This window comes from Roseobacter sp. MH60115, from assembly GCF_015644665.1.
Lineage (GTDB): Bacteria > Pseudomonadota > Alphaproteobacteria > Rhodobacterales > Rhodobacteraceae > Roseobacter.
Map to the genome: position 1 here is coordinate 245101 of NZ_JADOBQ010000004.1, position 24972 is coordinate 270072.

A 24972-nucleotide genomic window follows, 5' to 3' on the forward strand; every position below is an offset into this window, starting at 1 on the left:
ATGGGCGAAAGGGAAGCGCTAAAGCACGTAGCGGCTGATATCCGTCGATTTCGTCAGTGCGCCGAGGTTCTTGTCGACAAATGAGGCATCGACGACAACTTCGTCACCCGCCCGGTCCGGGGCGTTGAACGACAGCTCCTCGAACACCCGTTCCATCACGGTATAAAGCCGCCGCGCCCCGATGTTTTCCACGGACTGGTTCACATCCGCCGCGATTTTCGCAAGGGCTGCGATCCCTTCGGGCTCAAACCGGACATTGACCTGTTCGGTGCCCATGAGGGCGGTGTACTGCAGGGTCAGCGCATTGTCGGTTTCCGTCAGGATACGCACGAAATCCTCTTCCGTCAGGGCGCGCAGTTCCACCCGGATCGGCAGGCGGCCTTGAAGCTCGGGCAGCAGGTCCGATGGTTTGGCGATGTGGAACGCACCCGACGCAATGAAGAGCACATGATCGGTTTTCACCGGCCCGTGTTTGGTGCTGACGGTGGTGCCTTCGATCAGCGGCAACAGATCGCGTTGCACGCCTTCGCGGCTGACATCGCCGCCGCGCGCATCCGAGCGGGCACAGACCTTGTCGATCTCATCCAGAAACACGATGCCGTTCTGTTCCACCGCCTCGATGGCGGCCTTGGTCACGGTCTCATCGTCCAGCAGCTTGTCCGCTTCCTCGCCGATCAGCACATCATAGCTTTCGGCCACGGACAGGCGCTTGCGTGTTGTACGGTTACCCATCGCCTTGCCGAAAATATCGCCGAGATTCATCATGCCCATCCCGCCGGGCTGGCCGGGAATATCCATCATCGGGAAGGGGTTGGAGGTATCGGCCACGTCGAGATCGATCATCTCGTTGTCCAGCTCCCCCGCTTTCAGCTTCTTGCGGAACATCTCGCGGGTGCCTTCGCGGGCATCGGCACCGGCAATCGCATCGATCACCCGTTCCTCGGCGGCGTGGCGGGCATTGGCTTTTACATCCTCGCGCATGTAATCGCGGGTCATGGCAATGGCGCTGTCCACCAGATCGCGGATGATCTGCTCCACATCGCGCCCGACATAGCCCACTTCTGTGAATTTCGTCGCCTCGACCTTGAGGAAAGGCGCGCGGGCCAGTTTCGCCAACCGGCGGCTGATCTCGGTTTTACCGACACCCGTGGGGCCAATCATCAGGATATTCTTGGGATAGACCTCGTCCCGCAGATCATCGGCCAGCTGTTTGCGCCGCCAGCGGTTGCGCAGCGCCACGGCGACCGCGCGTTTGGCGTCTTTCTGCCCGATGATGAAACGGTCGAGCTCGGAGACGATCTCGCGGGGCGTCAGGTCAGTCATTGGAAAACCTTTGTCACATGTGAAGGGGGCAACCGATGCAGCGGGATGAAGCCCGGCAACAGGGCCAGCAGACGGGCGCGGATCGCTTCCCAGCGTGCGCCGAGGAAAAGCAGAACCACACCGAGGAAGAAGACGGTATAGACGGCGCCGTCCCCTTCGAAAATCGTGGTGGTGAGGATCACCGTGTAGCCGATGGCGGCAATCAGAAACGATCGGCGGTCGATGATGATGGCGACCAGCGCAATGAGCATCAACACGGCAATCAGCGTGGTATCGGCCCAGCTGCCTTCGCGGTCAAGCAGGGTAAGCGCAAGCGTGTTCACCAGGGCGGGTGCGGCCACCACATGCAGCCAGAACCCGTTTGCCGCGCGCCGCGTGACCCGGTGCGGATCAGACATGTCGAACGTCATCGCAATGGCAAAGACCACAAGGCCCAGGGCCAGCGTGATCCATGCAAACGGGCCCCCGGCGGAGAGCAGGAAGAGCTCTTCAATCGATTGGGGCGAACCGCTGCTGTTCCCCGCGATCAGAAGGGCGACCCCGAAAGCCGCAAGCGCGATGAGCGCCAGTGCAAAAGGGACGCGGAAGCGGAACCAGTAGAGAAGCAGCGCGATGGTTGCGAGCGCGAAGGGTAGTGGCAGGCTGCTGTTATCACCCTGCGCCACCATCAGGATTTCCGAAAAGGCCCCCGCCAGCCCGTAGGCGGCGTTGATGGCAAAGAGGATGGCCAGTGCGATGGCTGGCGCGACCATACGGCGGCGGCGGATGAAGTATTCCGACAGCAGCCATAGCACGACGGCGGCCGCGAGGCTGGAGGTGATCAGCGTCTGCCTTGTGTCGAGCGGGTCATTGGCAATCCCGAAGGTGACAATGCCGATCCAGCCGAATGCGAGGATCACCATGCCGACCACGATGAAAATCTCGTTGAAGCCTTTGAAGAGTTCGAAAGGTTCGTCGCCCGGTGCCAGGTTTTCGCGCGCACCACTGCGGCTATGCGCAAGGCTCATCAACGCCGCGGCCTGCGCTTCGGTCACGATTCCCGCGCTGACGGACGCCCGGAGATCGTCTTTGTCAATCATGCGCTGATTTTCTCCACGGTCAGGTTGCCGTTGGTATAGACACAGATATCGGCGGCAATCGCCATGGCGTCGCGGGCGACCTCTTCGGCGGATCGGTCGCTGTCCATCAACCCGCGTGCGGCGGCGAGCGCAAAGTTTCCGCCCGACCCGATGGCCGCCACATCATGTTCAGGTTCCAGCACGTCACCCGCACCGGTGATGACAAAGATATCCTTGCCATCGGAAACGATCAGCATCGCTTCGAGCTTTTGCAGGTATTTGTCCGTGCGCCAGTCCTTGGCCAGATCGACGCTGGCACGCGCCAGTTGACCTGGTGTTGCTTCCAGCTTGGCCTCCAGCCGTTCCAGCAGGGTAAAGGCATCCGCGGTGGACCCGGCAAACCCGGCCACGACATCAAACCCGCCGGGGCTCAGCCTGCGCACCTTGCGCGCCGTGCCCTTGATCACCGTCTGCCCGAGAGAGACCTGACCGTCACCGGCAATCACGACCTCACCGGCCTTTTTCACCCCGATGATCGTCGTCCCATGCCATCCGGGGAAATCGTCCTGTGCCATTCTGGTCTCCTTTCGCGTGCTGCTCTATATGGCCTGCGCTCTTTGAGGGTACAAGGGCGCGCAAAGGCGCATTGGCGGATTGCCGGGCATGAAAAAGGGCGCCCGATCCGGACGCCCATCTCATCTGCAGATCACTTAGCCGGGATCAGAGGGAGTCTTCGATCCAGCTTTGCAGCGCGGCCTTCGGCTTGGCGCCCGCCATATTGGAAATGACCTGACCATCCTTGAAGATAAACAGCGCCGGAATGCCACGCACGCCCATCTGCGCGGGTGAATTCGGGTTCTCGTCGACGTTGACCTTCACGATCTTCACCTTGCCGTTCATCTCGTCCGACAGCTCTTCGAGCGAGGGGCCGATCTGCTTGCAGGGGCCGCACCATTCCGCCCAGAAGTCGACAACCACGGGGATGTCGGAATTCTTGACCTCGGAGTCGAATGTTTCGTCTGTTACAGCAAGGGTGGCCATGGTGCTCTCCTGACAGGCTATGCTTGGAGGATGAACCTATGTAGCCCTCGGTCCGAGGTCAAGATGTTGCGGGCTTTCTAACACCTGCGTCACGATTTCGTGCGGCAGATGCATCAGGCCGCAGGTCTTTGTCCACAGAATCGCCGTCTCTATGCGCTTGTCGGGATAGATGTGTCGCAGCCCTTCGGCATAGGCCGCCATCTGTCGGAGCAGCCCCAGCGGGCAGCTCTCCGCAGTCTCCGGCACAACGCGGTTGGTTTTGAAATCCACGGCAAGGACCAGATCGTCGGTGATGACCAGCCGGTCAATGACACCGTTCATACGGGCCTGCCCCAGCGGGGCGGAGATCGCGACCTCCGCCAGAGTCGTCGGGGCAAAAACATGCCGCAACGTGGGTGTTTGCAACACGGCTTGCGCTTCGGCCAGTGCTTCGGCTTCATCCGGCTGTCCGGTCGACAGGGTTGCTGCCACGGCTGGCCATGCCGATGCCGCCGTCCGACCGAGGTGTTCGAGGTAAAGGTGCACAAGGCTGCCATAGGCTTTGGCCGCCTCTTCATTACGCCCCTGCTCGCCTGCAAGTGCTTTTGGTCCGCCGAGGTCGGAAGGTGAAATCGTCTCCACAGGCTCAGATCGGGGCGGCGCTTTGCGATGGAAGAGCGGATCAAGCGTTGCGCTGGGCGGGGGTGGCGTGTCTGCCTGGAGCATTGGCAGCGCGTCCCACGATCCATGGCTGTGTCGTTTGAGGGTCAGGCCCTGAAACGCGATCTCTTCCGTTGGCACTTGCTCAAGTGCTGCATCGACAATCTGGTAAAGGCTGTCGTTCTGCTTGGAAAGTTCTCCGGCTGCTGCCACAATCAACCACTTTTCCGCCCGTGTTAGAGCCACATAGAGCAATCGCAACCGTTCTTCGAACTGCGCCTCTTTTCGTGTGGTGACTTCCGTTGCGATAACCTGCGGCATTTCAGCGGCGTTGGTTTTCCAAACCGGGTGCTCCCCGATTTTCAGGATGTCATCCTTGATCTGGATGTCGCGCTTGCCTGTATCTGGCAGGATCACGATGGGCGCTTCCAGCCCCTTGGCGCCGTGGATCGTCATCACCCGGATCTGGTCCGAGGCGCTGTCGATCTGGCGTTTGATTTCCAGATCGTCGGTGTCCATCCAGACCAGAAACCCGGTGAGACTGGGGATCGCGTTGCGTTCATAAGACAACGCCTGCGAGAGCAGCGCGTTGATCCCATCCTCCGCCTCCCGTCCCAGCCGGGCCAACAGCCGTCGCCGCCCGCCATGCCGTGTCAGCACCCGCTCGATCAGATCATAGGGCCGCAAGAAATCCACATTGGCACGCAGGTCGTTCAGGATGCCCAGCGTTTCGGGGTAGGTGTCGGGTTTGGTGCGCAGGGTCTGCCAGAGGTGGTCTTCGCTGCGGCCATGGGCGAGATCAAAAAGCTCCTTTTCCGTCCAGCCGAACAGCGGGGATCGCAAGGCTGTGGCAAGCGACAGGCTATCTTCGGCCACGGCCAGAAAGGACAGCAGCGCGGCGAGGTCACGCACCGCCAATTCGCCGCCAACCTTCAACCGGTCGGCACCTGCAATGGGCAGATCATGATTTTTACAGGCACGGATGATCTCGGCAAAAAGATCGGACCGACGTTGCACCAGAATGAGAAAGTCACCCGGTCGCACCGGGCGTCTGGCATGACCACCGTCCAGATCGACGGGAATAGTCTGGCCGGTGTCGATCATCTGCTTGATCTGATCCGCAACTTGATTGGCCAGGATCACCGTGTGATGGCGAGTACCGCGACGATCCAGCGGTTCGTACCACAGACGGTCGTCCGCATCGTCCTGCTTTTCGATCACCGGCCAGATGTCCACGCGCCCGGGCAAGGCGTCCTTGAAGGCGATATGGCGGGCGTCTTCGGTGAACCCGGCTTCCTCGCGATGCTCAAAGGCGGCATCGACCACCCCCAGCACGGCAGCAGAGGATCGGAAGGAATATCCCAGTGTTAGGCTCTGAAATTGCTGATCCGCCGCCTCCATCTTGGTCTTGAACTCCGCATGCATCCGGTCGAATTCGCGCGGGTCGGCACCCTGGAACGAATAGATCGACTGCTTTTTGTCACCTACCACGAAAAGCGTGCGCGCGATGTCCTTGCGCGCGCCTTCGCCGCTGGTGAATTCAGCGGCCAGTTTGCGGATCACATCCCATTGCGTGGGGCTGGTGTCCTGCGCCTCATCTACGAGAATGTGGTCAATGCCACCGTCGATCCGGAAAAGCACCCAGGCGGCCACCGCCGGGTCGTTCAGCAGATCGCGCGCCTTGAAAATCAGGTCGTCGAAATCCAGCCACCCGCGCAGCAGTTTGCGCTCCTCGTAATGCGCAATGAACCGGGTGGCGAAATCACGGAGGGCCTGCGTTTTCCGCGCCGCATTCAAGGCAAGGCGTGCTTCCCGCGCGGTCTCCACCCGCTCCATGAAGGCATTGAGTGCGGGCATGTGATCACTCAACACGCTCTGTGTCGGTTTGGTTGGCAGGCTGCCTGTCTTTGCGGTGAAGGGGGATTTCGCCGTGGCACCGGTCAGAAAGACCCCTTCGAGCCCCGGAAGCGCCGCAAAGCCCATCGGCCCGAGCGCGGCGAGCTTCTCTGCGGCCTTTCCGTCATTCCCGCCCTTTTCCCGCATGGCCGGCAGGATCGCGGCGATCAGATCATCCTCTCCCCCAAGAAAGACATCCTGCGCAATCTGCTCCTCTGACAGCGTGGCTGGCTGCCCAAAGACTGCAAGGATTTCAGGCCATGTCAGGGGCTGGGACAGCAGTTCGCGATGCTGGACAATGGCGCGGGTCAGCTTGGAAAAATCTTCACCCGTATAGTGCCGCGCGATGCCATCGATCAGGGCGCTGTCGTTGCCTTCGGCCATCTGGTCCACAATCTCGGCGCGCAGCAGGTCGGCGGCGCGGTCTTCGATCTCGGTGAACTGCGGGCTGACCTGAGCTTCCAGCGGGAACCGTCGCAGGAGCGAGGCACAAAACGAATGGATCGTCTGGATTTTCAACCCGCCCGGCGTTTCGATGGCACGGGCAAAAAGCGTGCGCGCGCTGCGCAAGCGAGAGCTGTCGATCTCCCCATCGATACCGAGGTCGCGCAGCGCGGCATGCAGCGCTGGTTCGGGCAGCATCGCCCAGGCACCCAGCCGTTTGAACAGCCGGTTCTGCATCTCGGAGGCCGCAGCCTTGGTGTAGGTCAGACAGAGGATGTGCTGGGGTTCCACCCCATCCAGCAACAGCCGTGCCACCCGGTCGGTCAGCACACGTGTCTTGCCGGATCCGGCATTTGCCGCCAGCCAGGTGGAGGCGTCGGGCCGCGCGGCGCGCACCTGCGCTTCTGTGGCATCGTCCCGCCGGATCATGACAGATCCTCCGGCGCGGGGTCGTCCGTCGCGTCCCATTCACCGAAACGGGCAAGCTGGTCATAGTCACCTTCGATCTTGTCCTGCAGCATCATGCGGCGCGAAGTGAACCCCTGCCCGGTGTCAAGATAGGCGTCGATCAGCGCACGCAGATTGCTCAGCGTTTCCTGCGGGGGTTCCGTCTCCAGCGGGGCGAAAACCTCCTCCGGATGTGAGCCTAACCCGATGAAAATCGCCGATGCGACCGAAGAAACGCCGAACGTGTCAAAGGCACCTTCTTCGATCATTGCCGCCTCGATCAGCAGCTGTTTGTCAAAGGTGGCCTGTTGTTTGGCCGTGGGCGGTTTGCCGGTCTTGTAGTCGTAAATCAGGATGTCGCCATCCCCGGTCCGGTCGATCCTGTCGGCGCGGGCGCTGAGGGTAAAGCCGATGTCAGGCCAGACCAGCTGCCCCTTGGCCTGCGCCTCGAAGGCGACGGGTGTGGAATAGCTTTGCCGCAACGCCTCACGGGTGACAAACCAATCGGCGATCTTTTCGATCCGGGCCAGCCACATGGCGCGTGCGGCGGGCCAGGGCACCTCCTTTGTCATCACCCGGCGGGCCACGGCGATCAGGTGATCGGCGCAGAGCAGAGCCGGGTCCTTCAGCGTGTCCTGCACAAAACCTTCCATGATCTCATGCGCCAGGGTGCCGCGCATCAGCGCGTCAGGGCTTTGCACCAGCGGCCCAAGGCGTGAGAGTTTCAACACATGCCGCGCGTAGATTGCATAAGGATCGCGGATCAGACGTTTGATTTCGGTGACCGACAAGGCGCGCGGCCGGGCTTCCAAGGGCGGTTTTGGCGAGGGCCGTTTTGCCGGGTCGGTGGGGTCAACGCTCTCAAAACGGGCGGCGCGAGCGAGCCAGAGATCACCGCGCGCCAGCATATCGGCCAGGGCCTGCGGCCCGCCCTGATCCCGCAGCCCGTCCAGCAGGTTACGCAACCGGTTCAGCCAGCGAGACGTGACGGTTTCCGCGTCATCGGAGCGGATGGAGCGGGTGAGCCAGACCTGCTTGGCGCCGATGGCCTGTTGGTAATCATGCGCAGACAGCCCAATGCGGCGTTCCGGCAAGAGCAGCCCGGCCTGATGTCGCAGCGCGCGATTGAGCCATGGGTCGGGCGCTGGGGCTTCGGGCCAAGTGCCATCGTTGAGACCGGCGAGGATGACAAGATCGGCCCCCTGCACCCGCGCCTCCAGCGTGCCCCAGATCATGATGTCGGGATGCGGCGCGTCCCGGTCGCGGACTTCCTCACCGGACAGGAGCGCACCGATCAGATCGCCGTAGTCCGCAGCGGTCATGGTGGTGCCATGTTCAGCCTGCGCCGCGACATTCTGCATGACCTGCAGCGCTTTCTGCCCGCCTTTCTTTTGCCATAACGCGCCGGGTTCCGTGTATCCGACGCCTGCAGAAATAGTCTCTGACAAGGCGATATGGCGATCTACCCAAGTAGCAAGCGGTTGCGCCTCGGACATCACTTGCCCGGTGAAAGTCTGACCAACCCACTGCGCCCAGTCTTGCAGCGCCTTCTGATCTTCGGGTTTTGCGACGGTCTTTTCCAGCAGACGCACAAGGCCCGTGTGATCGGGATAGGGCAGCCCGTGTTTCCGGATGCGCAGCTCCAGCCGTTGCGTGTTGAGCACATGCGGGCCGCGCGCCACACCGCTGTGGGTCAAGGGGTGTTTGAGCAGCGTCAGCAAGGCTTCGGCATCCAGGCGGCGGGTGAACAGGTTGGCGACATGGCGCAGGAAACGCCCCGGCGGGGAGAGATGCAGCGGCATGCCTGCGGAATCGTCCGGCAGGATATCCCACTGGTCCAGCGCGGCTGTGACCTGCCGGGTCAGCACCCTGTCGGGCGTGATCAAAGCGGCGGTTTCCCCAACCTCGGCGGCCTGACGGAGCCGTAACGCGATGGCCAGCGCCTCGTCCCGGGGGCTGGGCGCGTCCAGCAGTGTCACATCTGCCGTGGCTTCGGCGATGTTGGTGAGCTTGGCACCTTCGGTCAGCCAGGCGTCGGTGACCGGCGCGGGGCGCAAGGAGAGGGATACCAGAGCGTTGCGCGCGGGCGATGGTGCGGGCGTGTCATGCCAAGGAGTGACATCGGCGGGCGTCACCGCCATCTCGGCCATCATCTTGTGAAACCGGTACTGCGGGTGATCCTCCGACACCATGGCGTTGCCCAACTGCGCCCAGACGTCCGGCGGCATGTCAAAGTCGAACCCCGGCAGGATCAGCGCGCCCTGCGGCAGCTTTGCCACCGCCTGCATCAGCAGCATTGTGGTGCCCCGCGACCCGGTGGAGCCCGCGACCAGCACCGGATCACCCGGCGGTTCGCGGTCCCATTTTTCGGCCAGGGCCGTTACCAGCAGACGTTGGCGCGCTTCCTGATCCGGTGCCGTGTCGGTTTGATCCAGATAGGCCTGCGCAATTTGGATGAATTGCTGCGCGCGTTGCCAGTGCCCGGATTGATCCGTCACGTCGAGATTGGCAATGGTCTGGGCCGTCACGCCTTCGCCCTGCATCTCATCAATGAGGCCCGCAAGGCTGTCGGTGAGATCATAGAGCGAGGATTGCGGGGCGAGGTCCTTTTGCTGTGCAATCAGACGCGAGACGAGGGCGATCAACTCCAGCCGCCGCCGCAGTGGCGAGACGGGGGGCGGCAGCACGAGGCTGGGCTCGATGAGGTCGAGATCGGTGATCAACCTGATCTGCGGCAGCAGCATCGCGGGGTGCGTATCGAAGAGAGCGCGCAACCGGCGCTGCATCCGGCGCGTGTTTACGATAAGCTGCACCCGTGCCATGGCGTCCGGTGGCCGTCCAGCCATCCGCGTGACCAGCCCATCGACCAGCGCGCGCGGAAAATCAACGCCGGGTGAAACACCAAAAAGCCTCGGGTTAGAGCCGCTTTCAAACATCGGAGCGGGTCAGCAGGGCTTCGGCGATGTTGATGCCACCGGGGTGACCGACATCGCACCAATGTCCCGGATAGCGCAGCCCGAAGAGCCGGTTGTCTGCCGCCATCAAATCCCACAGAACGTTCAGCGAGAACCGGGTGGCGGCGATCTCCTGTAGCCTGTCGATCTTGATGATCTGCGCGCCGCTGTAGACGTAACCGTGGCCCCGGTGCAGCCTGCCGTCTGGGTCGATTTCAAAATCGCCCTGACCGGAATAGGCGTGCGCTTGCGCCACCGGGATGCACATCAACAGGGCGTCCATGTCGTCCGGGCGCCAGGCATCTCGCAACAGCGCCAGCGGGCCAGGTCCCTTCCAGATTGAATCGCTGTTCAGGGTAAAGACCGGCCCCTGCCCCAAATGTGGCAGCGCATGGCGCAGCCCGCCACCGGTATCGAGGATCTCGGGCTGCTCCATCACGGTCCGCACGCCGCGTGTTGCCAGATGTTCTTCCAGTTTCGCGGGTTTGTAGTGCAGGTTGGCGACAATCCGGTCCACAGGCAGGCCAATTGTCTGATCCAGCGCATGATCGATGAGTGGTCGACCCGCCACCGGGATCATCGGTTTCGGCAGCGTGTCGGTCAGCGGTCGCATGCGCGTGCCAAACCCGGCTGCGAACAGCATTACCGATCCGGGAAGGTCGCGCATTTCGATCTCAACAGGGTCAGGGCGTCCGAGGTTGGAGGCGGTAAGGATTGATGGATGTGCTTGGCCAGATCTGCGAGGGCCGGGTGTTTCAGATTGGTCTGAACATGGCCCCATACGCGTGGGATCAGGTCAATGTAATGTGCCTTGCCGTCACGCAGGCAGAGCCATGAGAAAACCCCCAGAATGCGCAGGTTCCGCTGTGCTCCGAGGACCGCGTAAGCCATGGTAAATCTCTCCCGGTCATGCGGGCTCTGATCCAGGAAATGGTCAATCATCTGGCGCTCCAACTCGGGGGGCACGTCCCGGCGGGCGTCTTGCAGCAGCGAGACCAGATCGTAGGCCGTATGCCCCAGCACCGCGTCCTGAAAGTCCAGCACTCCGACGCGCGCAAGCCCTTCCCGGTCGGGCAACCAGAGCAGGTTTTCTGCGTGATAGTCTCTTTGAATGAGCACTTTTGGCTGCGTGTCGAGCGGTGCGAGATGCTTTTCAAACAGCTTTGAAAACTCAGTGCGCGCATCGTCGTCGATCTCTCCCGCTATGCCGAACTGATACCAGTCAAAGGTCGGCGCCGTAAGGGACGTGAGCGTTGCGGCGTCATAGGTTGCCAGCGGTGGCGGCGGCGCACGATGCAGATGCACCAGCACATCAACAGCGGCTTCATAGAGCGCTGCCTCGCGCTGCGGTTCCCGTTCCAGAACGCGGGCAAAAAGATCATCCCCCAGATCTTCGAGCAGCAGGAACCCCCGCCGGTCATCCTGAGCAAAAATGCGTGGCGCGCTGAGCCCGATGCCTGCGAGATAGGCGGCGATGCGGGTAAAAGGACGGATGTCATTGCCCTTGGCGGGCGGCGCGTCCATCAGAACCGCCCGCATCCCGTCCGGCTGCACCAGCCGATCATAGCGTCGGGTGGAGGCATCACCGGCCAGCGGCGTGATCGTCGCACCACCCCACCCTGCCCGCTCGACGAAAGCCTCAAGATCGTGATCGCGCGACGTCATGGAGCCCAGGCTCTCATTTTTCCCGCCCACCGCGGATCCTGCCAGTCGGCGCAGAGTGTGCGGCTATCCTCTGAGGTGCCGTCTTTCAGCCAGATGTTCAGTGCGTTTTCCGGGCGCAGATCGCCCAGCCTGTCGGGCCATTCCACCAGACAGATCGCGGTGTCGAAGGCTTCCGCCAATCCAAGTTCCTCGATTTCATCGACGGTACCAATACGGTAAAGATCGGCGTGCCAAAGCGGCCCGGCGGTCGTGTCATAGGTCTGTACGAGGGTGAATGTTGGAGAAGGAACATCTTCGGGCGTGATCAGCACGGAACGGATCAGGCTCCGCGCAAAGTGGGTCTTGCCAGCGCCCACGGGGCCGCTCAGCAACACTGTATCCCCCGGTTCCAGCATGGGTCCGAGCGCCGCCGCCGCCAGAGCGGTCGCATCGCTGGTGTCAAATTGATGGGAAAATCGGTTGGCGGTCATGCCCCATGCTTACCGCGCGCAGGGTTGGCTGCAAGAGGTAAGAGGGTTCAGGCCGACGGGCGGTTGACCTTTGTCCGTCTCGGTTTGGTTTTCGCCGTCCCATTCTGGACAAACCGGATTACCGTCGCGCCGGAGGCAATGCGCGATACGCTGCAGGAAAGATCGGTGCCATCGCTGAGCTTTGCGGGCATGTCCCACGTGGTGCGGTCGCCATAGCCGCGCACGAAATCCGTCAGTGCGGGCCAGCGCGCGCCCGGCTTGCACAGGCGTTTCCACTCATGCACGGAATCGGCGATGGTCACATCGGCAAAGGAATTGTCGGGATCGAGCCCCCAAAGCTCCCTGTAGGCGACGTTGCAAAAGGTCAGAACACCTGTGGAGGAGAAGACAACCAAAGCCTCATCGAAGGTATCCATAAGGGACTGGCCGAGCTCCAGCTCAGCCCGGAAGTTCCGTGTCAGAGACACTTCGGCGCTGATATCTTCGATGAGAAAGGCGATGGCGCCATCGGGATGCGGCCGTCCGCGGACCCGGTAGGTCTGGCCGGTCTCCAACGTCCAGGTTTCCTGATACCGGCCGTCGGTGGCCGCCGCGATCACCTCAGAGATTTCCTGACGCCAGGAGTGGTAGTTCTTGGGCTCCGGCATCCGCCGGTTTTCGCGCATCCGGTCAAAGAACGACAGCAGCGTGGGCCGACCGCTCAGGAAATCCGCAGGCAGGTTGGTCAGGTCGATCAGGGCCGGGTTGAAAAGGGCCAGCTGCCCATTACGGTCAAAAATCGCCAGCCCGATAGAGAGTTGCGCAAAGGTCTTTGCCAGCGTTTGTACGAAATTGCGCTGGGCAACTTCCGATTTCACCACCGCATTCACATCCACCGCGTGGAAAATCGTGATGTCACCGACGGTCACCGCATTGACGTCGTACCAGTCTTTTCTACCATCCGCCTTGGACTGCGTAGAGACGCGCTGCCGTCCAGTGCTCTCGTTCGCGGTATCGGTCACTTTGAACACCGGTTTTGTGGCCAGGGGTGCGGTGTTGTGCAGCCTGTTGTACAGATCTTCATAAGCCGCGTTGTGCCATGTGACCTTACCGGTCGAATCCACTTGCCAGACCGGGTGGGGCGTCGTGTCACTGGCGCGCCGCAAATCCGCGAGTTCCCGGTGAAGCGCGCGCAATTTCTGTGACTGCGCGGCGTTGATCATCCGGTCGTCGTTCATGTGGATCTGGGTAAACTTGCCGCGATGCGTGAGTTTGAGGGTCGCCGTATCCTCGGCATGGCGCGCGGGCACCGTGACGGACCCCGGCTGGTTCGACATCGGGTGTTCCGGCACGCTGGGGAACCGGTTGAGCATACGCTCGCGCCACGATTGCCAATCATCCTGGCCCGGGATCAACCGATAAAGCTGCTGCGCTGTGTCGGATGCGTGGTGCAGGTCTTCCTGGTCAAAGAGAAAAGAGATGCCGTCCGGATGGGTTTCCCGTGTCGCATCCGGAGACGGGCGTGTCGTCGAACGTCTCTGTCGGGTGATCCAGAATAGCGCGGCACCTGTGCTGAGCCCGGCTGCAGCAACGATGGCCGCTATGTCCCAAAAAGGCATGAGCCGAACAATCCCTGTATCAGATGAAGACGGATTTACTATTCCTTGGCCTTAGTTAACGGCTGGTTAATTTGCCGAACGGCTCACACGGCGAACTGGCGGTTTTCACCGAATTGCCGGGCTTGGTCGCTGCCATTGGCGTCAATGCGCCGTCGCTCCCAGGTCACGTGCACAATGGCACCCAGATCGGCACGTTTTCCCTCTTCTACGGCAACAGGATCGCGGCCATTGGCAAAGCGGAGTTCGGCACCTGATCTTTCAAGAAGGGTTTTTGCGATAAACAGGCCCAATCCCATACCTTCGTACCCGGGGCGCAGACCGCTGCTCGTCGTGTTGCGCCGACGGCGCATGAAGGGATCGCCAATCCGCCCCAACAGCTGTGGCGGAAAGCCGCATCCGTCATCCATGATGCGCAGGGAAATACTGTCGTCACACCATCCGGCTTCGATCCAGATGTCTGTTTCCGCGAAATCGACCGCGTTCTGGATGAGGTTTCGCAGGCCGTGGATGATCTCCGGTTGGCGCAGGATGGAGGGTTGCGCCACCGGGTCCTGAAGGTGGTGAAAATGTACCGTCTTGCCGCGCCCAATATGCGGTTCCGCGGCCTCTTCGATCACCGCCATGAGGGGTGCTTGCCGCAGGTGCAGATCGTCCTTTCCGGCACGTCCCATATCCCGCAGGATGTCCCGGCATCGATCCGCCTGCTCGCGGATCAGCGCGGCATCTTCCCGTAGATCCGGGTGGTGGGTCAGCTCTTCGTACAATTCACCACTGGCAAGCTTGATGGTCGCCAAGGGCGTGCCCAATTCGTGTGCCGCCGCCGCAACGACACCGCCAAGATCCGTCAGTTTCTGTTCGCGCGCCAGAGCCATTTGCGTGGCCGCCAAAGCGTCCGACATGGAGTGAATTTCGGACGTGACCCGCACGGAATAGGCGCTGATAAAGACAATTGCGATGATCAGCGCGATCCAATGGCCGAAAACGAACAGTTGCGGGATTTCCAGGATCAACCCGCTGTCTGTGCGCAACGGCAAATGGATCTGCGACAGGATGGAAACCATCAGGATCGCGGTGCTGCCCAACAGAACGGTCGACCGGAGCGTCAGAACCGCGGCGGAAATCGTAACGGGGCCCAGCATCAAAAGGGCAAAGGGATTGTGTAGCCCACCGGTCAGAAACAGCAGAATGCTGAGTTGAAGCAGGTCAAAGAGCACCATCAGCATGTTTTCGACTTCGCCGAGCCGCTTGTTTTCGGGGAAAATGAAGATGGCAACCAGATTGGCTATGACAGAGGCGCCAATTGCCATGTAGCAAAACCCCAGCTCCAACTGGAGACCGTACCAGTGCTGCGCCACCGTGATCGCAGTAAGCTGGCCGCCGATGGCAAACCAGCGCAACAGGATCATCGTGCGCAGCCGTATCCAGCTGGCGCGCGTATCCCCGCCGAGAGGTCTGACAGTGGTTTCCTGCATGCGGCTCACCGCTTGTTGAGTTGCATAGATGTCGCAGGACGGTACGACTTCGATTTGATAGGAACACCCTAACGCCGCAAATCAGGAGAAGCGACACCCATGCGCTACATCGCCCCCCTTTCCGCTATCGCCATCGTTGGTCTTCTGGCCGGGATTTGGTTTGCCACGCAATCGCCGACGGGTGATGATGCCTATGCGCAGTGCAGCGCAAGCCAGGTTGCCGGTGGTGCGGGTGCGATTGGTGGTCCCTTTGAGCTGGTGAATGCGGCCGGCGAAACCGTCACAGATCAGGATGTGATCACCGAGCCCACGCTGCTGTATTTCGGCTATACCTTCTGCCCGGACGTTTGCCCGATCGACACCGCGCGCAACGCGGAGGCCGTGGATATGCTCGCGGAGAACAACATTTCCGTCACGCCGGTTTTTATCTCCATCGATCCCAAGCGGGACACCCCTGAAGTTGTCGGAGATTTCGCACAGAACCTGCACGAGCGGATGATCGGCCTGACGGGTTCGCCAGAGCAGGTGAAAGCGGCGAGCGAGGCTTATCGCACGTATTACAAGGCCCATGACGGGGATGATGATTTCTACCTCGTCGATCACTCGACATTCAGTTACCTGGTGCTGCCGGAAAAGGGGTTCGTGGAGTTTTTCCGGCGTGAGGCAACGGCTCAGGACATCGCGGACACAGTTACCTGCTTTGTGGAAAACACCTGAAACCACCACACATGGTTTGACGAGTGCCCTGCACTGCCACATATTGCATGAGGATGACCGACAACGTGCTAAGGAAAGCGCCGATGCAGGAAGCCGCTCAATTGGACCTCGGAGAAGATGCCAGCCTTTTGCTGGTGGATGACGATGAACCGTTTCTGCGTCGGCTTGCCAAGGCGATGGAGAAACGCGGTTTTTCCGTCGAGACAGCAGATTCCGTAGCGGCAGGCAAGGCGATTGCCACAGCCCGGCCCCCGGCCTATGCCGTGGTCGATTTAAGGCTCGAAGACGGAAATGGCCTCGATGTGGTTGAGGTGCTGCGGGAAAAACGTCCCGATATTCGCGTCGTTGTGCTGACGGGGTACGGCGCGATTGCGACCGCCGTGGCTGCAGTGAAAATCGGTGCGACGGACTATCTGTCGAAGCCTGCCGATGCTGCGGATATCGTGAATGCTTTGCTGGCGCGGGGGGATGACTTGCCGCCGCCACCCGAAAATCCGATGAGCGCGGATCGCGTACGGTGGGAACATATTCAACGGGTGTTTGAACTCTGTGACCGCAATGTCAGTGAAACCGCGCGACGCCTGAACATGCACCGCAGAACGCTGCAGCGCATACTAGCAAAGCGCTCGCCAAGATAGACCCGTGGCAAGGTGGCCTGAAAGCCCACCCTACCTGCCACCATCACCCTCTCCGCCAACAGGTAAGGTGGGCTTTCAGGCCACCTTTTTCAGATGTCGTATCGTTTGCTGATCTTGTTGACGAGCTGCCCGGATGCCAAAGCGACATCCTCGTCAAAGTGCCAGTCTCTGAACCCTCGGCTTTGATAATAGGTCAGCCCGCCTGTGTTGTCCGCACGGATCGTCGCATTGATCCACACATAGCCCAGTTCTTTTGCCGCTTTTGCCGTCGCATCGAACAGCGCCGACCCAATCCCCAGGCCGGTTTGACCCACCTTCACGAATGTGGCGATGTCCGCGGCGTCGGGTGGCAGCTTTGGATGGGGTTCAAGCAGCTGAAACCCAACGACCTCTTCCTGTTCGTTCACCGCCACATGCCAGGCGGACCCGCTTGAATGGCCTGCCATCCAGTCTTTCAGATCATCACCTGTCACGGGTTTGGTCAGCGCGGTTGTTCCGCCGATGTCGATAATTTCATTCAACAGCCGCGCCATGGAGGCGCAGTCGAGGGGCATTGCCGGTCGCACGTGAATCATCCCATTTCCTCCAGGAGCATCGCGTGACGCTTGGTAAAGGCGCGGCGGGTTTCGACCGGGGGCCGCAGCACGATCTGCAGGGCGTGCATGGCTTTCGCGTCCGGCTTGCCAAAAAACTTGCTGGCCTCAGATTGTGAAAACCCCGCAATCTGTGTGGCTTCCATCCAGGCGCTGATTTTATCGGCCTTTTTGATCTGTTTCTTGATCTGAACGGGAATCGCTGCTGGCAGACCAAACCGAATATGCACCGCCGCCGCGAGGCGATCATCCAGCGCACCATAATCCGGACCAACGGCTGCCTTGACCGGTGAAATCATGTCTCCGATGACATATTCCGGCGCGTCATGCAGCAATGCCGCAAGACGCCATTTGGCCGGTGCTTTCGGGGCGATACGGCCAAAGAGTGTTTCTACCAAAAGCGAATGTTCGGCCACGGAGTAGGCGTGATTTCCCCGCGTCTGGCCGTTCCAGCGCGCAACAAAGGCCAAACCGTGGGCAATGTCTTCGATTTCGATATCGACTGGCGTCGGGTCGAGCAGGTCAAGCCTGCGTCCTGACAGCATCCGCTGCCATGCGCGTGCCGGCGATCTGGCCATATCGGGTCATCCTCGTGTGTTTGCACCTGATTATCCCGCGGCCCGGTCACTGGCAAATCCCTTCCTCACGATGAGAGCACAGGAATGTGCAGGCTGGAATGTCGCAAATCCGCATGATCGGGCTTATATTAAAAGTATCTACAGCAACAGGCGCACGACGTCTTACTACCTTCATGCGGTGCGCCCCTGATCAAGGAGCAATCCCATGTTTAAACGTCTTTTTTCGGCAGCCCTTGTCTTTGGCGCAGCAGCGCTCGCGCCTCCCTTGGCGGCTCAAACGGCCTGCCTGCCACGCAGCGATCTCGTCAATGCGCTGAAAAGCACTTACAGCGAACAAATGGCGGGTGGCGGTCTGCAAAACGCATCGCGACTGATCGAAATCTGGACTTCCCGACGTACCGGCAGTTTCACCATCTTCATCACGCGCCCGGACGGCATCAGCTGTGTGGTTGCAAGTGGCCAGGACTGGTACTCGGTCCCGCAACCTATTGGCGAAGGCGTCAAAGGGTAAGGTCGTATTACGCCATTGTCCCTTTTAAGCCTCGGTGCTATCTGAACGGCAACTTTGGATGCAGGGAATGTGAATGATGGCAGAAGATTTTATCGTGCGTGACATCGCGCTCGCTGACTACGGGCGCAAGGAACTCGACATTGCGGAAACGGAAATGCCGGGCCTGATGGCGTTGCGCGACGAGTATGGCGAGAGCAAGCCGCTCAAGGGCGCGCGGATTGTGGGCTCTCTGCATATGACGATCCAGACGGCGGTTCTGATTGAAACACTTGTGGCGCTGGGCGCGGATGTCCGCTGGGCGTCCTGCAACATCTTCTCCACGCAGGACCACGCTGCGGCGGCCATCGCGGCGGGCGGTACACCTGTTTTCGCGATCAAGGGTCAATCGCTGGAAGAACATTGGGACTATCTGGACAAATCCTTCATGTTCGAGGACGGCCCGAACCTGATCCTCGATGATGGCGGTGATGCGACGCTCTACGTGCTGCTTGGCGCGCGTGCCGAAGCGGGTGAGGAAATCATCCCCGTACCGACCTCCGAAGAAGAAACCGTGATCAAGGCGCAGATCCAGAAGCGCATGGCGGAAACGCCCGGCTGGTTCACCAAAACCCGCGACCAGATCGTGGGCGTGTCCGAGGAGACGACAACCGGCGTGCACCGCCTCTATGATCTGGTGAAACAGGGCCAACTCCCCTTCCCCGCGATCAACGTGAACGATTCCGTGACCAAGTCGAAGTTCGACAACAAATACGGCTGCAAGGAATCGTTGGTCGATGGCATTCGCCGCGCCACGGATACGATGATGGCCGGCAAGGTCGCCGTCGTGATGGGTTACGGCGATGTGGGCAAGGGCTCCGCCGCCTCTCTGCGCGGTGCTGGGGCCCGCGTGAAGGTTACCGAGGTTGATCCGATCTGCGCGCTGCAGGCCGCCATGGACGGGTTCGAGGTTGTCCTGCTCGAAGACGTGGTGGGATCGGCGGATATCTTCATCACCACGACCGGCAACAAGGACGTGATCCGCATCGAGCATATGCGCGAGATGAAGGACATGGCCATCGTCGGCAACATCGGCCACTTCGACAATGAAATTCAGGTCGCAGCGCTGAAAAACCACAAGTGGACCAGCATCAAGGAACAGGTGGATATGATCGAATTGCCGAATGGCAATCGTCTGATCCTGCTCTCTGAGGGCCGTCTGTTGAACCTTGGTAATGCGACCGGGCACCCGTCTTTCGTGATGTCTGCCTCCTTCACCAATCAGGTGCTGGCGCAGATCGAGCTGTGGACCAAGGGTGATGAGTATAAGAACGACGTCTACATCCTGCCCAAACATCTGGACGAAAAGGTTGCCCGTCTGCATCTGGACCGGATCGGTGTGAAACTGACGCAGCTTGATAAGGATCAGGCTGCCTATATCGGCGTGGCGCCCGAGGGTCCGTTCAAGCCGGAACACTACCGCTACTGACCGCGTGCCGGATCAGCCGGAGACAGAAGCTAACAAGAACAAACGCCGCCCCGCCTTTGGTCGGGCGGCGTTTGTCATTTTATGTGCCGCCCTGTTTGGGGCCTATCGCTTGGTGACGCTGCCGGATACGCCCCTGCCCGCCGCCTGGAATCCCATCGCGCCGCTCTCTGTCAGCGACCCGATCACGCCATTGACCCAATGGAAACTGAACCGCGCTTTGGCGACGCCTGAGCTATGCCTGCAGACCCTGACGACCGGCGCGGTGGCGCAACCCCTGCCCGATCTTGTGGAAAGCGCCCAATGCGGCATTGCCGATCAGGTCCTGATGTCCGGCGTATCGGGTGCTGATCTGGCGCCCTTGAATACACGGTGCCAGACAGCCCTGCGCATGGCGATGTGGATCGAACACGGGGTTCATCCCGCCGCGGAACAGCACTTTGGGCAGCGCGTCGCCCGGGTGAACCACATCTCCAGCTATTCCTGCCGACCCATCCGCACACCCAGGGGACCAAGCGCGCGGATGAGCACACATGCACGGGCCGAAGCCGTGGACATTGCCGGGTTCGTCCTTTCGGATGGCACGCGGATTTCCTTGCTGGAAAGCTGGGGGGACGATGGTCCGGCGGGCGCGTTTCTTGCGGATGTGCGCACTGCGGCCTGTACGTGGTTTCGTCTGACCCTCGGGCCGTCCTTCAACCGATTGCACGCCGATCATTTCCACCTGCAGCATCGCGGCAGCGGCCTGTGCCGCTGAGCAGGGCTTCGCAACGGGGAATGCGACGGGCAAAAACTCCTTTTGTGAATGGAAATATGTGATTAGTCTTGCGCGCAACGGTCGGACACCCCGGCCGATTTTGCCAGGTGGGAGAATTTTTATGGGCAAACGGGACGATTTGATTGCGCAATATGCAGATGATCTGAAGAGTAAATGTGGCATGTCGCCGGACATGGATTTGCTGACAAAAGTCACAATTGGCTGCGGCCCCTCGATCTATGATGCGGACGCCGCAACGGTTGCCTCCAGCCAGGCGGGCGAGATTGAAACCGTAAAAAACAATTTCCTGATCAAGAAACTGGGCCTGTCCGACGGGCCGGAGCTTGATGCAGCGATCAACACGGTCATCGAAACCTATGGCAAGTCGGAGCGCAACAAATACCGCGCCGTTGTCTACTACATGCTGACCAAACACTTTGGCAAAGAAGCCGTCTACGGCTGATCAAGACAATGACTGATCCGGAACGCCTTCTTTTCTTAAGGAGGCGTTTCTTTTTTAGCAGGCTTTTAAACTACTGAAAAATTGTAATTCTTTGCGGCCTGATGTAACGATTGTTCATCCGGCCAGCATGGCCAGGACCAGTTTCAAACACGTGCGGTGGGTATGGGAGCACGTGGGGTGAAGAAGGGTTCTGGCGTCATGTCAGGACCCTTCGTCTTTTTTGCCGGGTTTTTCAGAACAGGGTCAAAACGATACCGATCAGGGTACAGCCGAATGTCGCATATCCGCCATCGATCAGGATCAGGCTGCGGGGCCGTGCGCCAAAACTGTAGAACGTCGCGATCCAGGGGCTGACCAGAAAGAGCCCGATGCCCAGGCCCGAAACCAATCCCTTGCCCACCGTGTCAATGCCGCTCAGCTCAAAGGTATGCCGCATCATCCCGGCCACAAGGATCGCGCCCAAAAGACTGGTGATATAGGGAACCGGATCCGATCTGTTGGCGGGTTTGCCGCTCTCATCCAGCGCCACGCCTGACGCCGCCATCCACTTGTCGGCCAGTACGGTGTACCAGACGGCCCCAAACATGAACCCCGCCACTCCGGCGATCAAAACACTCAGATATTCCATAGTTGCCTCCCGTATTCTGACAGGAGACTGCCATCAAGACGGCGGCCGGGCTAGTCCGAAACGCCAGCCATCTCGCAGATAATCTGCCATTCTTCGGGTCTCACAGGCTGCACCGACAGTCGCGAATTGCGGACCAGCACCATCTCGGACAGGCGCGGTTCCGCCTTGATATCATCGAGTGTAATCGGCGTTTTCACCGGTTTCACCGCCTTGATATCCACGCATTCCCACCGCTCATCCTCCGTCGTGCTGTCGGGATGCGCCTCGGCGATGATCTCGACAATCCCGACGATCTCGCGGTCTTTTTGGGAATGGTAAAAGAACCCAAGATCACCCACGGCCATCTCGCGCATGAAGTTGCGGGCCTGATAGTTGCGCACACCATCCCATTCTTCACCCGCATCGCCCTTGGCGACCTGCTGGTCCCAGCTCCAGGTCGTGGTTTCGGATTTGAACAGCCAGTAGTTCATCCGCCGATCACCCTGTTCCAGGGGATCAGATCAACGGATTCGAACAGCCCCGCTTTGCCGTAGGGATCGCCGTCGGCCCATATCCGTGCCTCATCCATGTCGGCGACATCCAGAATGATCAATGATCCGATCATGTCACCCGCATGGTCCAGCAATGGGCCCGCCTGCTGCACAGCCGTGCCGGATTTCAGATATTCCACATGGGCGGGTCGGTTTTCATGCCGAACGGACAGTGCACCGGGTTTGTCATGGGCGATCAGGGCAACAAGCATCTATTCTTCCTTCAGGCTGCGCGACAACAGGTCATGCATCGCTTGCCGCACATCCAACCGTTTTTCGACCAGCCCCGCAACCGCAGAAGTAATCGGCATGTCCAACCCTTCCTCGCGCGCCAGCGCATCGGCGGCGCGGGCGGTGGCCGCACCCTCCACGGTGATTTTGTCGTCGAAAGCTTCCGCCTTGCCCAGCGACAGCCCAAGCCGGTAGTTGCGCGATTGTGCCGAGGTGCAGGTCAGCACGAGATCTCCAAAGCCTGACAGGCCTGCGAGCGTGTTCGGATTGGCACCCTTGTGCAGGGCCAGCCGCTGCATTTCCGCGAACCCACGGGTCAGGACAGCGGCGCGCGCGCTTTCGCCCAGCCCGGCCCCCATCGCAGCACCACAGGCGATGGCAATCACGTTTTTCAGCGCCCCGCCCAGGGTCGCGCCCACTACGTCGTCGCTGCGATAAAGCCGCAAAACCGGCGTCGAGAGGGCCTCCTGCACCTGTCGCCCCAGATCATCATCCGCGCAGGCAAGCGTCAGACCGGTGGGCAGGCCCGCTGCAATGTCGCGGGCAAAACTCGGCCCTGTCAGCAAGGCGGTGCGCGCGCCGGGCAGACTGTCTGCAATCACCTCCAGCGGTCCCTTGCCCGAGGTCAGATCCATCCCCTTGCAGCAGGCCACCAGCGTCTTGCCGTCCAGCGCTTCGCGGTGCTCCTGCAGGAAGGACCGCAGCTGCTGCATGGGCACGGCCAGCAGCAGGACATCCGCTTCGGCAGCGCGATCGATATCCGGGGTGACGGCCAGCGCCGCCGGAAAAGGTCGGTCGGGCAGACGGGATTTGTTTTCATGGTCCCGCGACATCTCCTGCACATGCTCGGATGAACGGGCCCAAAGCTGAAGCGGGGTCTTTTGCGACAGGCTGATGGCGAGCGCTGTGCCAAATGCGCCTGCGCCCAGAACCGAAATCGTCATGCCTTGGCTCCCTTCTTGCCACTGCCCAGCATGGCCGGGCTGGTCTGGTCGAGCGGCCAGCGCGGGCGGGCGGAGAGATCAAAACCATCTGCCGGACGGGTGGCCATCTGCTCCAGCGCGGCAAAGGCGATCATGGCCGCATTATCCGTGCAAAGTGCCAGGGGAGGTGCAACGAATTGAGCTCCATTCTGCAAAGAAACAGTCTCTAACGCGGCGCGAATGGCCTTGTTGGCCGCAACGCCTCCGGCAACACATAGTGTCGGCTGCGCGGGTGACAATGCGCCGTAAGCCTCGAGGGCCCGTTTGGTTTTTTCCGCCAGCACGTCGACCACAGCCTGCTGAAACCCGGCGCAAAGATCGGCGCGCGCCTGCTGTGGCAGCCCGCCATGCTCAGAGACGATGGCGTCCCGCGTTCGCAGAACGGCTGTCTTCAGCCCCGAAAAGGACAGGTCACATCCGGCACGGTCCAGCAAGGGACGCGGCAATGAAAAACGGCCGCTCGTTCCCCGCCGTGCTTCCTGTTCTACGGATGGGCCGCCCGGTTGCGGCAGGCCGACAAGACGCGCGATCTTGTCGAAAGCTTCGCCGGGGGCGTCGTCGATGGTGCCGCCCAGACGCTCGAACCGTTCGGGCCCGTGTACGATCAGAAACTGGCAATGCCCGCCCGAAACCAGCAGCATCAGGTAGGGATAGGCGACATCATCCGTGAGGCGGGGTGTCAACGCGTGGCCAGCGAGATGGTTGACGCCATAGAGCGGCAACCCCGTTGCAGCAGACAGCCCCTTGGCGCACATCACACCGGACACAACGCCCCCGATGAGGCCCGGGCCAGATGTCACACCAATTGCATCAAGGTCCGAAAACTCACACTTTGCCCTTGTTAGAGCCTCTTCCACGCAATGATCGAGTAGCTCGGCATGGGCCCGCGCGGCAATCTCGGGGACGACACCACCAAAATCGGCGTGCAGTGCCGTTTGCCCCTTTACGACGGAGGACAGAATGTCGGTTTTACCGTCTTCGTGCCGTCGCAGAACCGCGGCGGCAGTGTCATCACAACTGCTTTCCAGACCCAGGATTGTCATTGATCGTGTCACGCGGTGACCCCGTTGCATGCGTCTTTGCCCGCAGGTAACACCGTAGGGGGCCGCAAACAATGCCGAGGGTTTTCATGGGCACCGCCCCCATACCGTTGATCATGACGCGCCCGGTTGAGGCGAATGCGCGATTTGTGGCGCAATTGCCCATGTCATTGTCCGGGCGCCTCGCGGTGATCGAAAGCCCGCTGATCGAAATTGTGCCCGAGCGCGCAGATTTTGAGATTGGCGCTGGGGAGGCCGTGATTTTCACCTCGGCCAATGGCGTCCGCCACGCACCGGGCGGGCAGGGCAGGCAGGCTTTTTGCGTCGGGCAGCGGACGACGGAGGCGGCAGGCGCAGCAGGATGGGAGAGCGTGTTTTGCGGTCAGACGTCGGACGCGCTGGTCTCTTCGTTGTTGGCGGCGCCGCCGACCGCAAGGCTCTGGCACCTCGCGGGGCGGCACACGCGGGGACAGATTGCGGAACGCTTGACCGCTGGCGGGCTGCCGGTGACGCGGATTACCGTCTATGATCAGGCGCTGCGACCGCTCACCTCGCAGGCCAAAAGCGTGCTGCAGCACGGCAATCCGGTCATTCTGCCGGTTTTTTCCCCGCGCACGGCGGCTCAGTTTGCGCAAGAGTGCCCGGCAGATGCATGTCCACATATCGTCGCCCTGAGTGAAGCCGTGGCGGCGGCGATGACACACTTGAATTACGCTTCGCTGGAAATCACGTCCATGCCGGACGCACAGACAGTGGTCAAATGCCTTGAAAAGGTGGTGGCGCGCATCAGCTTGGGTTGAAGAAGTGAGGTGCGCGCGAGTAAGGTTCCTAGGT

25 protein-coding genes are annotated in these 24972 nt (G+C 60.8%); 7 read left to right on the plus strand and 18 right to left on the minus strand.

What is annotated here, in order from left to right; genetic code table 11:
• Nucleotides 1-18: 18 nt before the first annotated feature.
• From hslU to regB, 11 genes are all read right to left on the minus strand, one after another.
• The gene (gene hslU / locus ISX84_RS14245; RefSeq protein WP_195821043.1) at nucleotides 19-1323 is read right to left on the minus strand and encodes an ATP-dependent protease ATPase subunit HslU; all 1305 of its coding nucleotides are present in this window, start codon (nucleotides 1321-1323) and stop codon (nucleotides 19-21) included.
• Nucleotides 1320-2402: a hypothetical protein gene (locus tag ISX84_RS14250; protein WP_195821044.1), complete on the minus strand. Its 1083-nt coding sequence runs from the start codon at nucleotides 2400-2402 to the stop codon at nucleotides 1320-1322. The genes hslU and ISX84_RS14250 overlap by 4 nt, the downstream gene beginning before the upstream one ends.
• Entirely contained in the window at nucleotides 2399-2956 is a 558-nt protein-coding gene (gene hslV / locus ISX84_RS14255; protein WP_195821045.1) for an ATP-dependent protease subunit HslV, read from the minus strand. The genes ISX84_RS14250 and hslV overlap by 4 nt, the downstream gene beginning before the upstream one ends.
• 145 nt (nucleotides 2957-3101) lie before the next feature.
• Nucleotides 3102-3422 carry a thioredoxin gene (trxA, locus tag ISX84_RS14260; protein ID WP_195821046.1) on the minus strand — a complete coding sequence of 107 codons (321 nt, stop codon included), beginning with the start codon at nucleotides 3420-3422 and terminating at the stop codon, nucleotides 3102-3104.
• 36 nt (nucleotides 3423-3458) lie between these two features.
• Complete coding sequence (gene addA / locus ISX84_RS14265; protein ID WP_195821047.1) at nucleotides 3459-6830, minus strand: double-strand break repair helicase AddA; 3372 nt, start codon at nucleotides 6828-6830, stop codon at nucleotides 3459-3461.
• Nucleotides 6827-9784, minus strand: coding sequence for a double-strand break repair protein AddB (gene addB / locus ISX84_RS14270; RefSeq protein ID WP_195821048.1), 2958 nt, complete (start codon nucleotides 9782-9784; stop codon nucleotides 6827-6829). The genes addA and addB overlap by 4 nt, the downstream gene beginning before the upstream one ends.
• Nucleotides 9777-10469 (minus strand): nucleotidyltransferase family protein, encoded by a 693-nt coding sequence (locus ISX84_RS14275; protein ID WP_195821049.1) that lies wholly within the window; start codon nucleotides 10467-10469, stop codon nucleotides 9777-9779. Before ISX84_RS14275 ends, addB begins: the two co-directional genes overlap by 8 nt.
• Nucleotides 10445-11467, minus strand: coding sequence for an aminoglycoside phosphotransferase family protein (locus ISX84_RS14280; RefSeq protein ID WP_195821050.1), 1023 nt, complete (start codon nucleotides 11465-11467; stop codon nucleotides 10445-10447). The genes ISX84_RS14275 and ISX84_RS14280 overlap by 25 nt, the downstream gene beginning before the upstream one ends.
• The gene (gene tsaE, locus ISX84_RS14285) at nucleotides 11464-11937 is read right to left on the minus strand and encodes a tRNA (adenosine(37)-N6)-threonylcarbamoyltransferase complex ATPase subunit type 1 TsaE (RefSeq protein WP_195821051.1); all 474 of its coding nucleotides are present in this window, start codon (nucleotides 11935-11937) and stop codon (nucleotides 11464-11466) included. Before tsaE ends, ISX84_RS14280 begins: the two co-directional genes overlap by 4 nt.
• A gap of 47 nt (nucleotides 11938-11984) precedes the next feature.
• Nucleotides 11985-13535 (minus strand): PAS-domain containing protein, encoded by a 1551-nt coding sequence (locus ISX84_RS14290; protein WP_195821052.1) that lies wholly within the window; start codon nucleotides 13533-13535, stop codon nucleotides 11985-11987.
• A gap of 83 nt (nucleotides 13536-13618) precedes the next feature.
• Nucleotides 13619-15007, minus strand: coding sequence for a sensor histidine kinase RegB (gene regB / locus ISX84_RS14295; protein ID WP_195821053.1), 1389 nt, complete (start codon nucleotides 15005-15007; stop codon nucleotides 13619-13621).
• A 99-nt stretch (nucleotides 15008-15106) separates the two neighbouring features.
• On the opposite strand from regB, the gene ISX84_RS14300 reads away from it, so the two are divergent.
• The gene (locus tag ISX84_RS14300; protein WP_195821054.1) at nucleotides 15107-15724 is read left to right on the plus strand and encodes an SCO family protein; all 618 of its coding nucleotides are present in this window, start codon (nucleotides 15107-15109) and stop codon (nucleotides 15722-15724) included.
• Nucleotides 15725-15807: 83 nt separating this feature from the next.
• On the plus strand, nucleotides 15808-16362 hold the full coding sequence (locus ISX84_RS14305; RefSeq protein ID WP_195821055.1) for an ActR/PrrA/RegA family redox response regulator transcription factor: 555 nt from the start codon (nucleotides 15808-15810) through the stop codon (nucleotides 16360-16362).
• An 89-nt stretch (nucleotides 16363-16451) separates the two neighbouring features.
• On the opposite strand, the gene ISX84_RS14310 is transcribed toward ISX84_RS14305, so the two are convergent.
• Nucleotides 16452-16937 (minus strand): GNAT family N-acetyltransferase, encoded by a 486-nt coding sequence (locus ISX84_RS14310; RefSeq protein WP_195821056.1) that lies wholly within the window; start codon nucleotides 16935-16937, stop codon nucleotides 16452-16454.
• On the minus strand, nucleotides 16934-17533 hold the full coding sequence (locus tag ISX84_RS14315) for an HD domain-containing protein (protein ID WP_195821057.1): 600 nt from the start codon (nucleotides 17531-17533) through the stop codon (nucleotides 16934-16936). The genes ISX84_RS14310 and ISX84_RS14315 overlap by 4 nt, the downstream gene beginning before the upstream one ends.
• 205 nt (nucleotides 17534-17738) lie before the next feature.
• Here ISX84_RS14315 and ISX84_RS14320 point away from each other — a divergent pair, with 205 nt between their 5' ends.
• The 4 genes from ISX84_RS14320 to ISX84_RS14335 all read left to right on the plus strand — a co-directional run bounded on the left by ISX84_RS14320 (nucleotide 17739) and on the right by ISX84_RS14335 (nucleotide 20726).
• A complete protein-coding gene (locus tag ISX84_RS14320) occupies nucleotides 17739-18044 on the plus strand; it encodes a hypothetical protein (RefSeq protein ID WP_195821058.1) in 306 nt (101 codons plus the stop codon).
• A gap of 76 nt (nucleotides 18045-18120) precedes the next feature.
• On the plus strand, nucleotides 18121-19509 hold the full coding sequence (gene ahcY / locus ISX84_RS14325) for an adenosylhomocysteinase (protein ID WP_195821059.1): 1389 nt from the start codon (nucleotides 18121-18123) through the stop codon (nucleotides 19507-19509).
• A 4-nt stretch (nucleotides 19510-19513) separates the two neighbouring features.
• Nucleotides 19514-20263, plus strand: coding sequence for an extensin-like domain-containing protein (locus ISX84_RS14330; protein ID WP_195821060.1), 750 nt, complete (start codon nucleotides 19514-19516; stop codon nucleotides 20261-20263).
• A 121-nt stretch (nucleotides 20264-20384) separates the two neighbouring features.
• The gene (locus tag ISX84_RS14335; protein ID WP_195821061.1) at nucleotides 20385-20726 is read left to right on the plus strand and encodes a DUF2853 family protein; all 342 of its coding nucleotides are present in this window, start codon (nucleotides 20385-20387) and stop codon (nucleotides 20724-20726) included.
• A gap of 232 nt (nucleotides 20727-20958) precedes the next feature.
• On the opposite strand, the gene ISX84_RS14340 is transcribed toward ISX84_RS14335, so the two are convergent.
• Genes ISX84_RS14340 through tsaD form a run of 5 tightly spaced genes read right to left on the minus strand, consistent with a single transcriptional unit; the run spans nucleotide 20959 to nucleotide 24141 of the window.
• Nucleotides 20959-21354 (minus strand): DUF1761 domain-containing protein, encoded by a 396-nt coding sequence (locus ISX84_RS14340; RefSeq protein WP_195821062.1) that lies wholly within the window; start codon nucleotides 21352-21354, stop codon nucleotides 20959-20961.
• Nucleotides 21355-21404: 50 nt separating this feature from the next.
• On the minus strand, nucleotides 21405-21824 hold the full coding sequence (locus ISX84_RS14345) for an EVE domain-containing protein (RefSeq protein WP_195821063.1): 420 nt from the start codon (nucleotides 21822-21824) through the stop codon (nucleotides 21405-21407).
• Entirely contained in the window at nucleotides 21821-22096 is a 276-nt protein-coding gene (locus ISX84_RS14350; protein WP_195821064.1) for a YciI family protein, read from the minus strand. The genes ISX84_RS14345 and ISX84_RS14350 overlap by 4 nt, the downstream gene beginning before the upstream one ends.
• Complete coding sequence (locus ISX84_RS14355) at nucleotides 22097-23059, minus strand: NAD(P)H-dependent glycerol-3-phosphate dehydrogenase (RefSeq protein WP_195821065.1); 963 nt, start codon at nucleotides 23057-23059, stop codon at nucleotides 22097-22099.
• Nucleotides 23056-24141 carry a tRNA (adenosine(37)-N6)-threonylcarbamoyltransferase complex transferase subunit TsaD gene (gene tsaD / locus ISX84_RS14360; protein ID WP_229884322.1) on the minus strand — a complete coding sequence of 362 codons (1086 nt, stop codon included), beginning with the start codon at nucleotides 24139-24141 and terminating at the stop codon, nucleotides 23056-23058. The genes ISX84_RS14355 and tsaD overlap by 4 nt, the downstream gene beginning before the upstream one ends.
• A gap of 71 nt (nucleotides 24142-24212) precedes the next feature.
• Here tsaD and ISX84_RS14365 point away from each other — a divergent pair, with 71 nt between their 5' ends.
• The gene (locus ISX84_RS14365; protein ID WP_195821067.1) at nucleotides 24213-24938 is read left to right on the plus strand and encodes a uroporphyrinogen-III synthase; all 726 of its coding nucleotides are present in this window, start codon (nucleotides 24213-24215) and stop codon (nucleotides 24936-24938) included.
• The last annotated feature ends 34 nt before the right edge of the window (nucleotides 24939-24972 follow it).

What these genes read in the sequence shown, in the direction of transcription:
- hslU (WP_195821043.1), bottom strand. Translation starts at nt 1,323, where the DNA reads ATGACTGACCTGACGCCCCGCGAGATCGTCTCCGAGCTCGACCGTTTC.
- ISX84_RS14250 (WP_195821044.1), bottom strand. Translation starts at nt 2,402, where the DNA reads ATGATTGACAAAGACGATCTCCGGGCGTCCGTCAGCGCGGGAATCGTG.
- hslV (WP_195821045.1), bottom strand. Translation starts at nt 2,956, where the DNA reads ATGGCACAGGACGATTTCCCCGGATGGCATGGGACGACGATCATCGGG.
- trxA (WP_195821046.1), bottom strand. Translation starts at nt 3,422, where the DNA reads ATGGCCACCCTTGCTGTAACAGACGAAACATTCGACTCCGAGGTCAAG.
- addA (WP_195821047.1), bottom strand. Translation starts at nt 6,830, where the DNA reads ATGATCCGGCGGGACGATGCCACAGAAGCGCAGGTGCGCGCCGCGCGG.
- addB (WP_195821048.1), bottom strand. Translation starts at nt 9,784, where the DNA reads ATGTTTGAAAGCGGCTCTAACCCGAGGCTTTTTGGTGTTTCACCCGGC.
- ISX84_RS14275 (WP_195821049.1), bottom strand. Translation starts at nt 10,469, where the DNA reads ATGCGCGACCTTCCCGGATCGGTAATGCTGTTCGCAGCCGGGTTTGGC.
- ISX84_RS14280 (WP_195821050.1), bottom strand. Translation starts at nt 11,467, where the DNA reads ATGACGTCGCGCGATCACGATCTTGAGGCTTTCGTCGAGCGGGCAGGG.
- tsaE (WP_195821051.1), bottom strand. Translation starts at nt 11,937, where the DNA reads ATGACCGCCAACCGATTTTCCCATCAATTTGACACCAGCGATGCGACC.
- ISX84_RS14290 (WP_195821052.1), bottom strand. Translation starts at nt 13,535, where the DNA reads ATGCCTTTTTGGGACATAGCGGCCATCGTTGCTGCAGCCGGGCTCAGC.
- regB (WP_195821053.1), bottom strand. Translation starts at nt 15,007, where the DNA reads ATGCAGGAAACCACTGTCAGACCTCTCGGCGGGGATACGCGCGCCAGC.
- ISX84_RS14300 (WP_195821054.1), top strand. Translation starts at nt 15,107, where the DNA reads ATGCGCTACATCGCCCCCCTTTCCGCTATCGCCATCGTTGGTCTTCTG.
- ISX84_RS14305 (WP_195821055.1), top strand. Translation starts at nt 15,808, where the DNA reads ATGCAGGAAGCCGCTCAATTGGACCTCGGAGAAGATGCCAGCCTTTTG.
- ISX84_RS14310 (WP_195821056.1), bottom strand. Translation starts at nt 16,937, where the DNA reads ATGATTCACGTGCGACCGGCAATGCCCCTCGACTGCGCCTCCATGGCG.
- ISX84_RS14315 (WP_195821057.1), bottom strand. Translation starts at nt 17,533, where the DNA reads ATGGCCAGATCGCCGGCACGCGCATGGCAGCGGATGCTGTCAGGACGC.
- ISX84_RS14320 (WP_195821058.1), top strand. Translation starts at nt 17,739, where the DNA reads ATGTTTAAACGTCTTTTTTCGGCAGCCCTTGTCTTTGGCGCAGCAGCG.
- ahcY (WP_195821059.1), top strand. Translation starts at nt 18,121, where the DNA reads ATGGCAGAAGATTTTATCGTGCGTGACATCGCGCTCGCTGACTACGGG.
- ISX84_RS14335 (WP_195821061.1), top strand. Translation starts at nt 20,385, where the DNA reads ATGGGCAAACGGGACGATTTGATTGCGCAATATGCAGATGATCTGAAG.
- ISX84_RS14340 (WP_195821062.1), bottom strand. Translation starts at nt 21,354, where the DNA reads ATGGAATATCTGAGTGTTTTGATCGCCGGAGTGGCGGGGTTCATGTTT.
- ISX84_RS14345 (WP_195821063.1), bottom strand. Translation starts at nt 21,824, where the DNA reads ATGAACTACTGGCTGTTCAAATCCGAAACCACGACCTGGAGCTGGGAC.
- ISX84_RS14350 (WP_195821064.1), bottom strand. Translation starts at nt 22,096, where the DNA reads ATGCTTGTTGCCCTGATCGCCCATGACAAACCCGGTGCACTGTCCGTT.
- ISX84_RS14355 (WP_195821065.1), bottom strand. Translation starts at nt 23,059, where the DNA reads ATGACGATTTCGGTTCTGGGCGCAGGCGCATTTGGCACAGCGCTCGCC.
- tsaD (WP_229884322.1), bottom strand. Translation starts at nt 24,141, where the DNA reads ATGACAATCCTGGGTCTGGAAAGCAGTTGTGATGACACTGCCGCCGCG.
- ISX84_RS14365 (WP_195821067.1), top strand. Translation starts at nt 24,213, where the DNA reads ATGCCGAGGGTTTTCATGGGCACCGCCCCCATACCGTTGATCATGACG.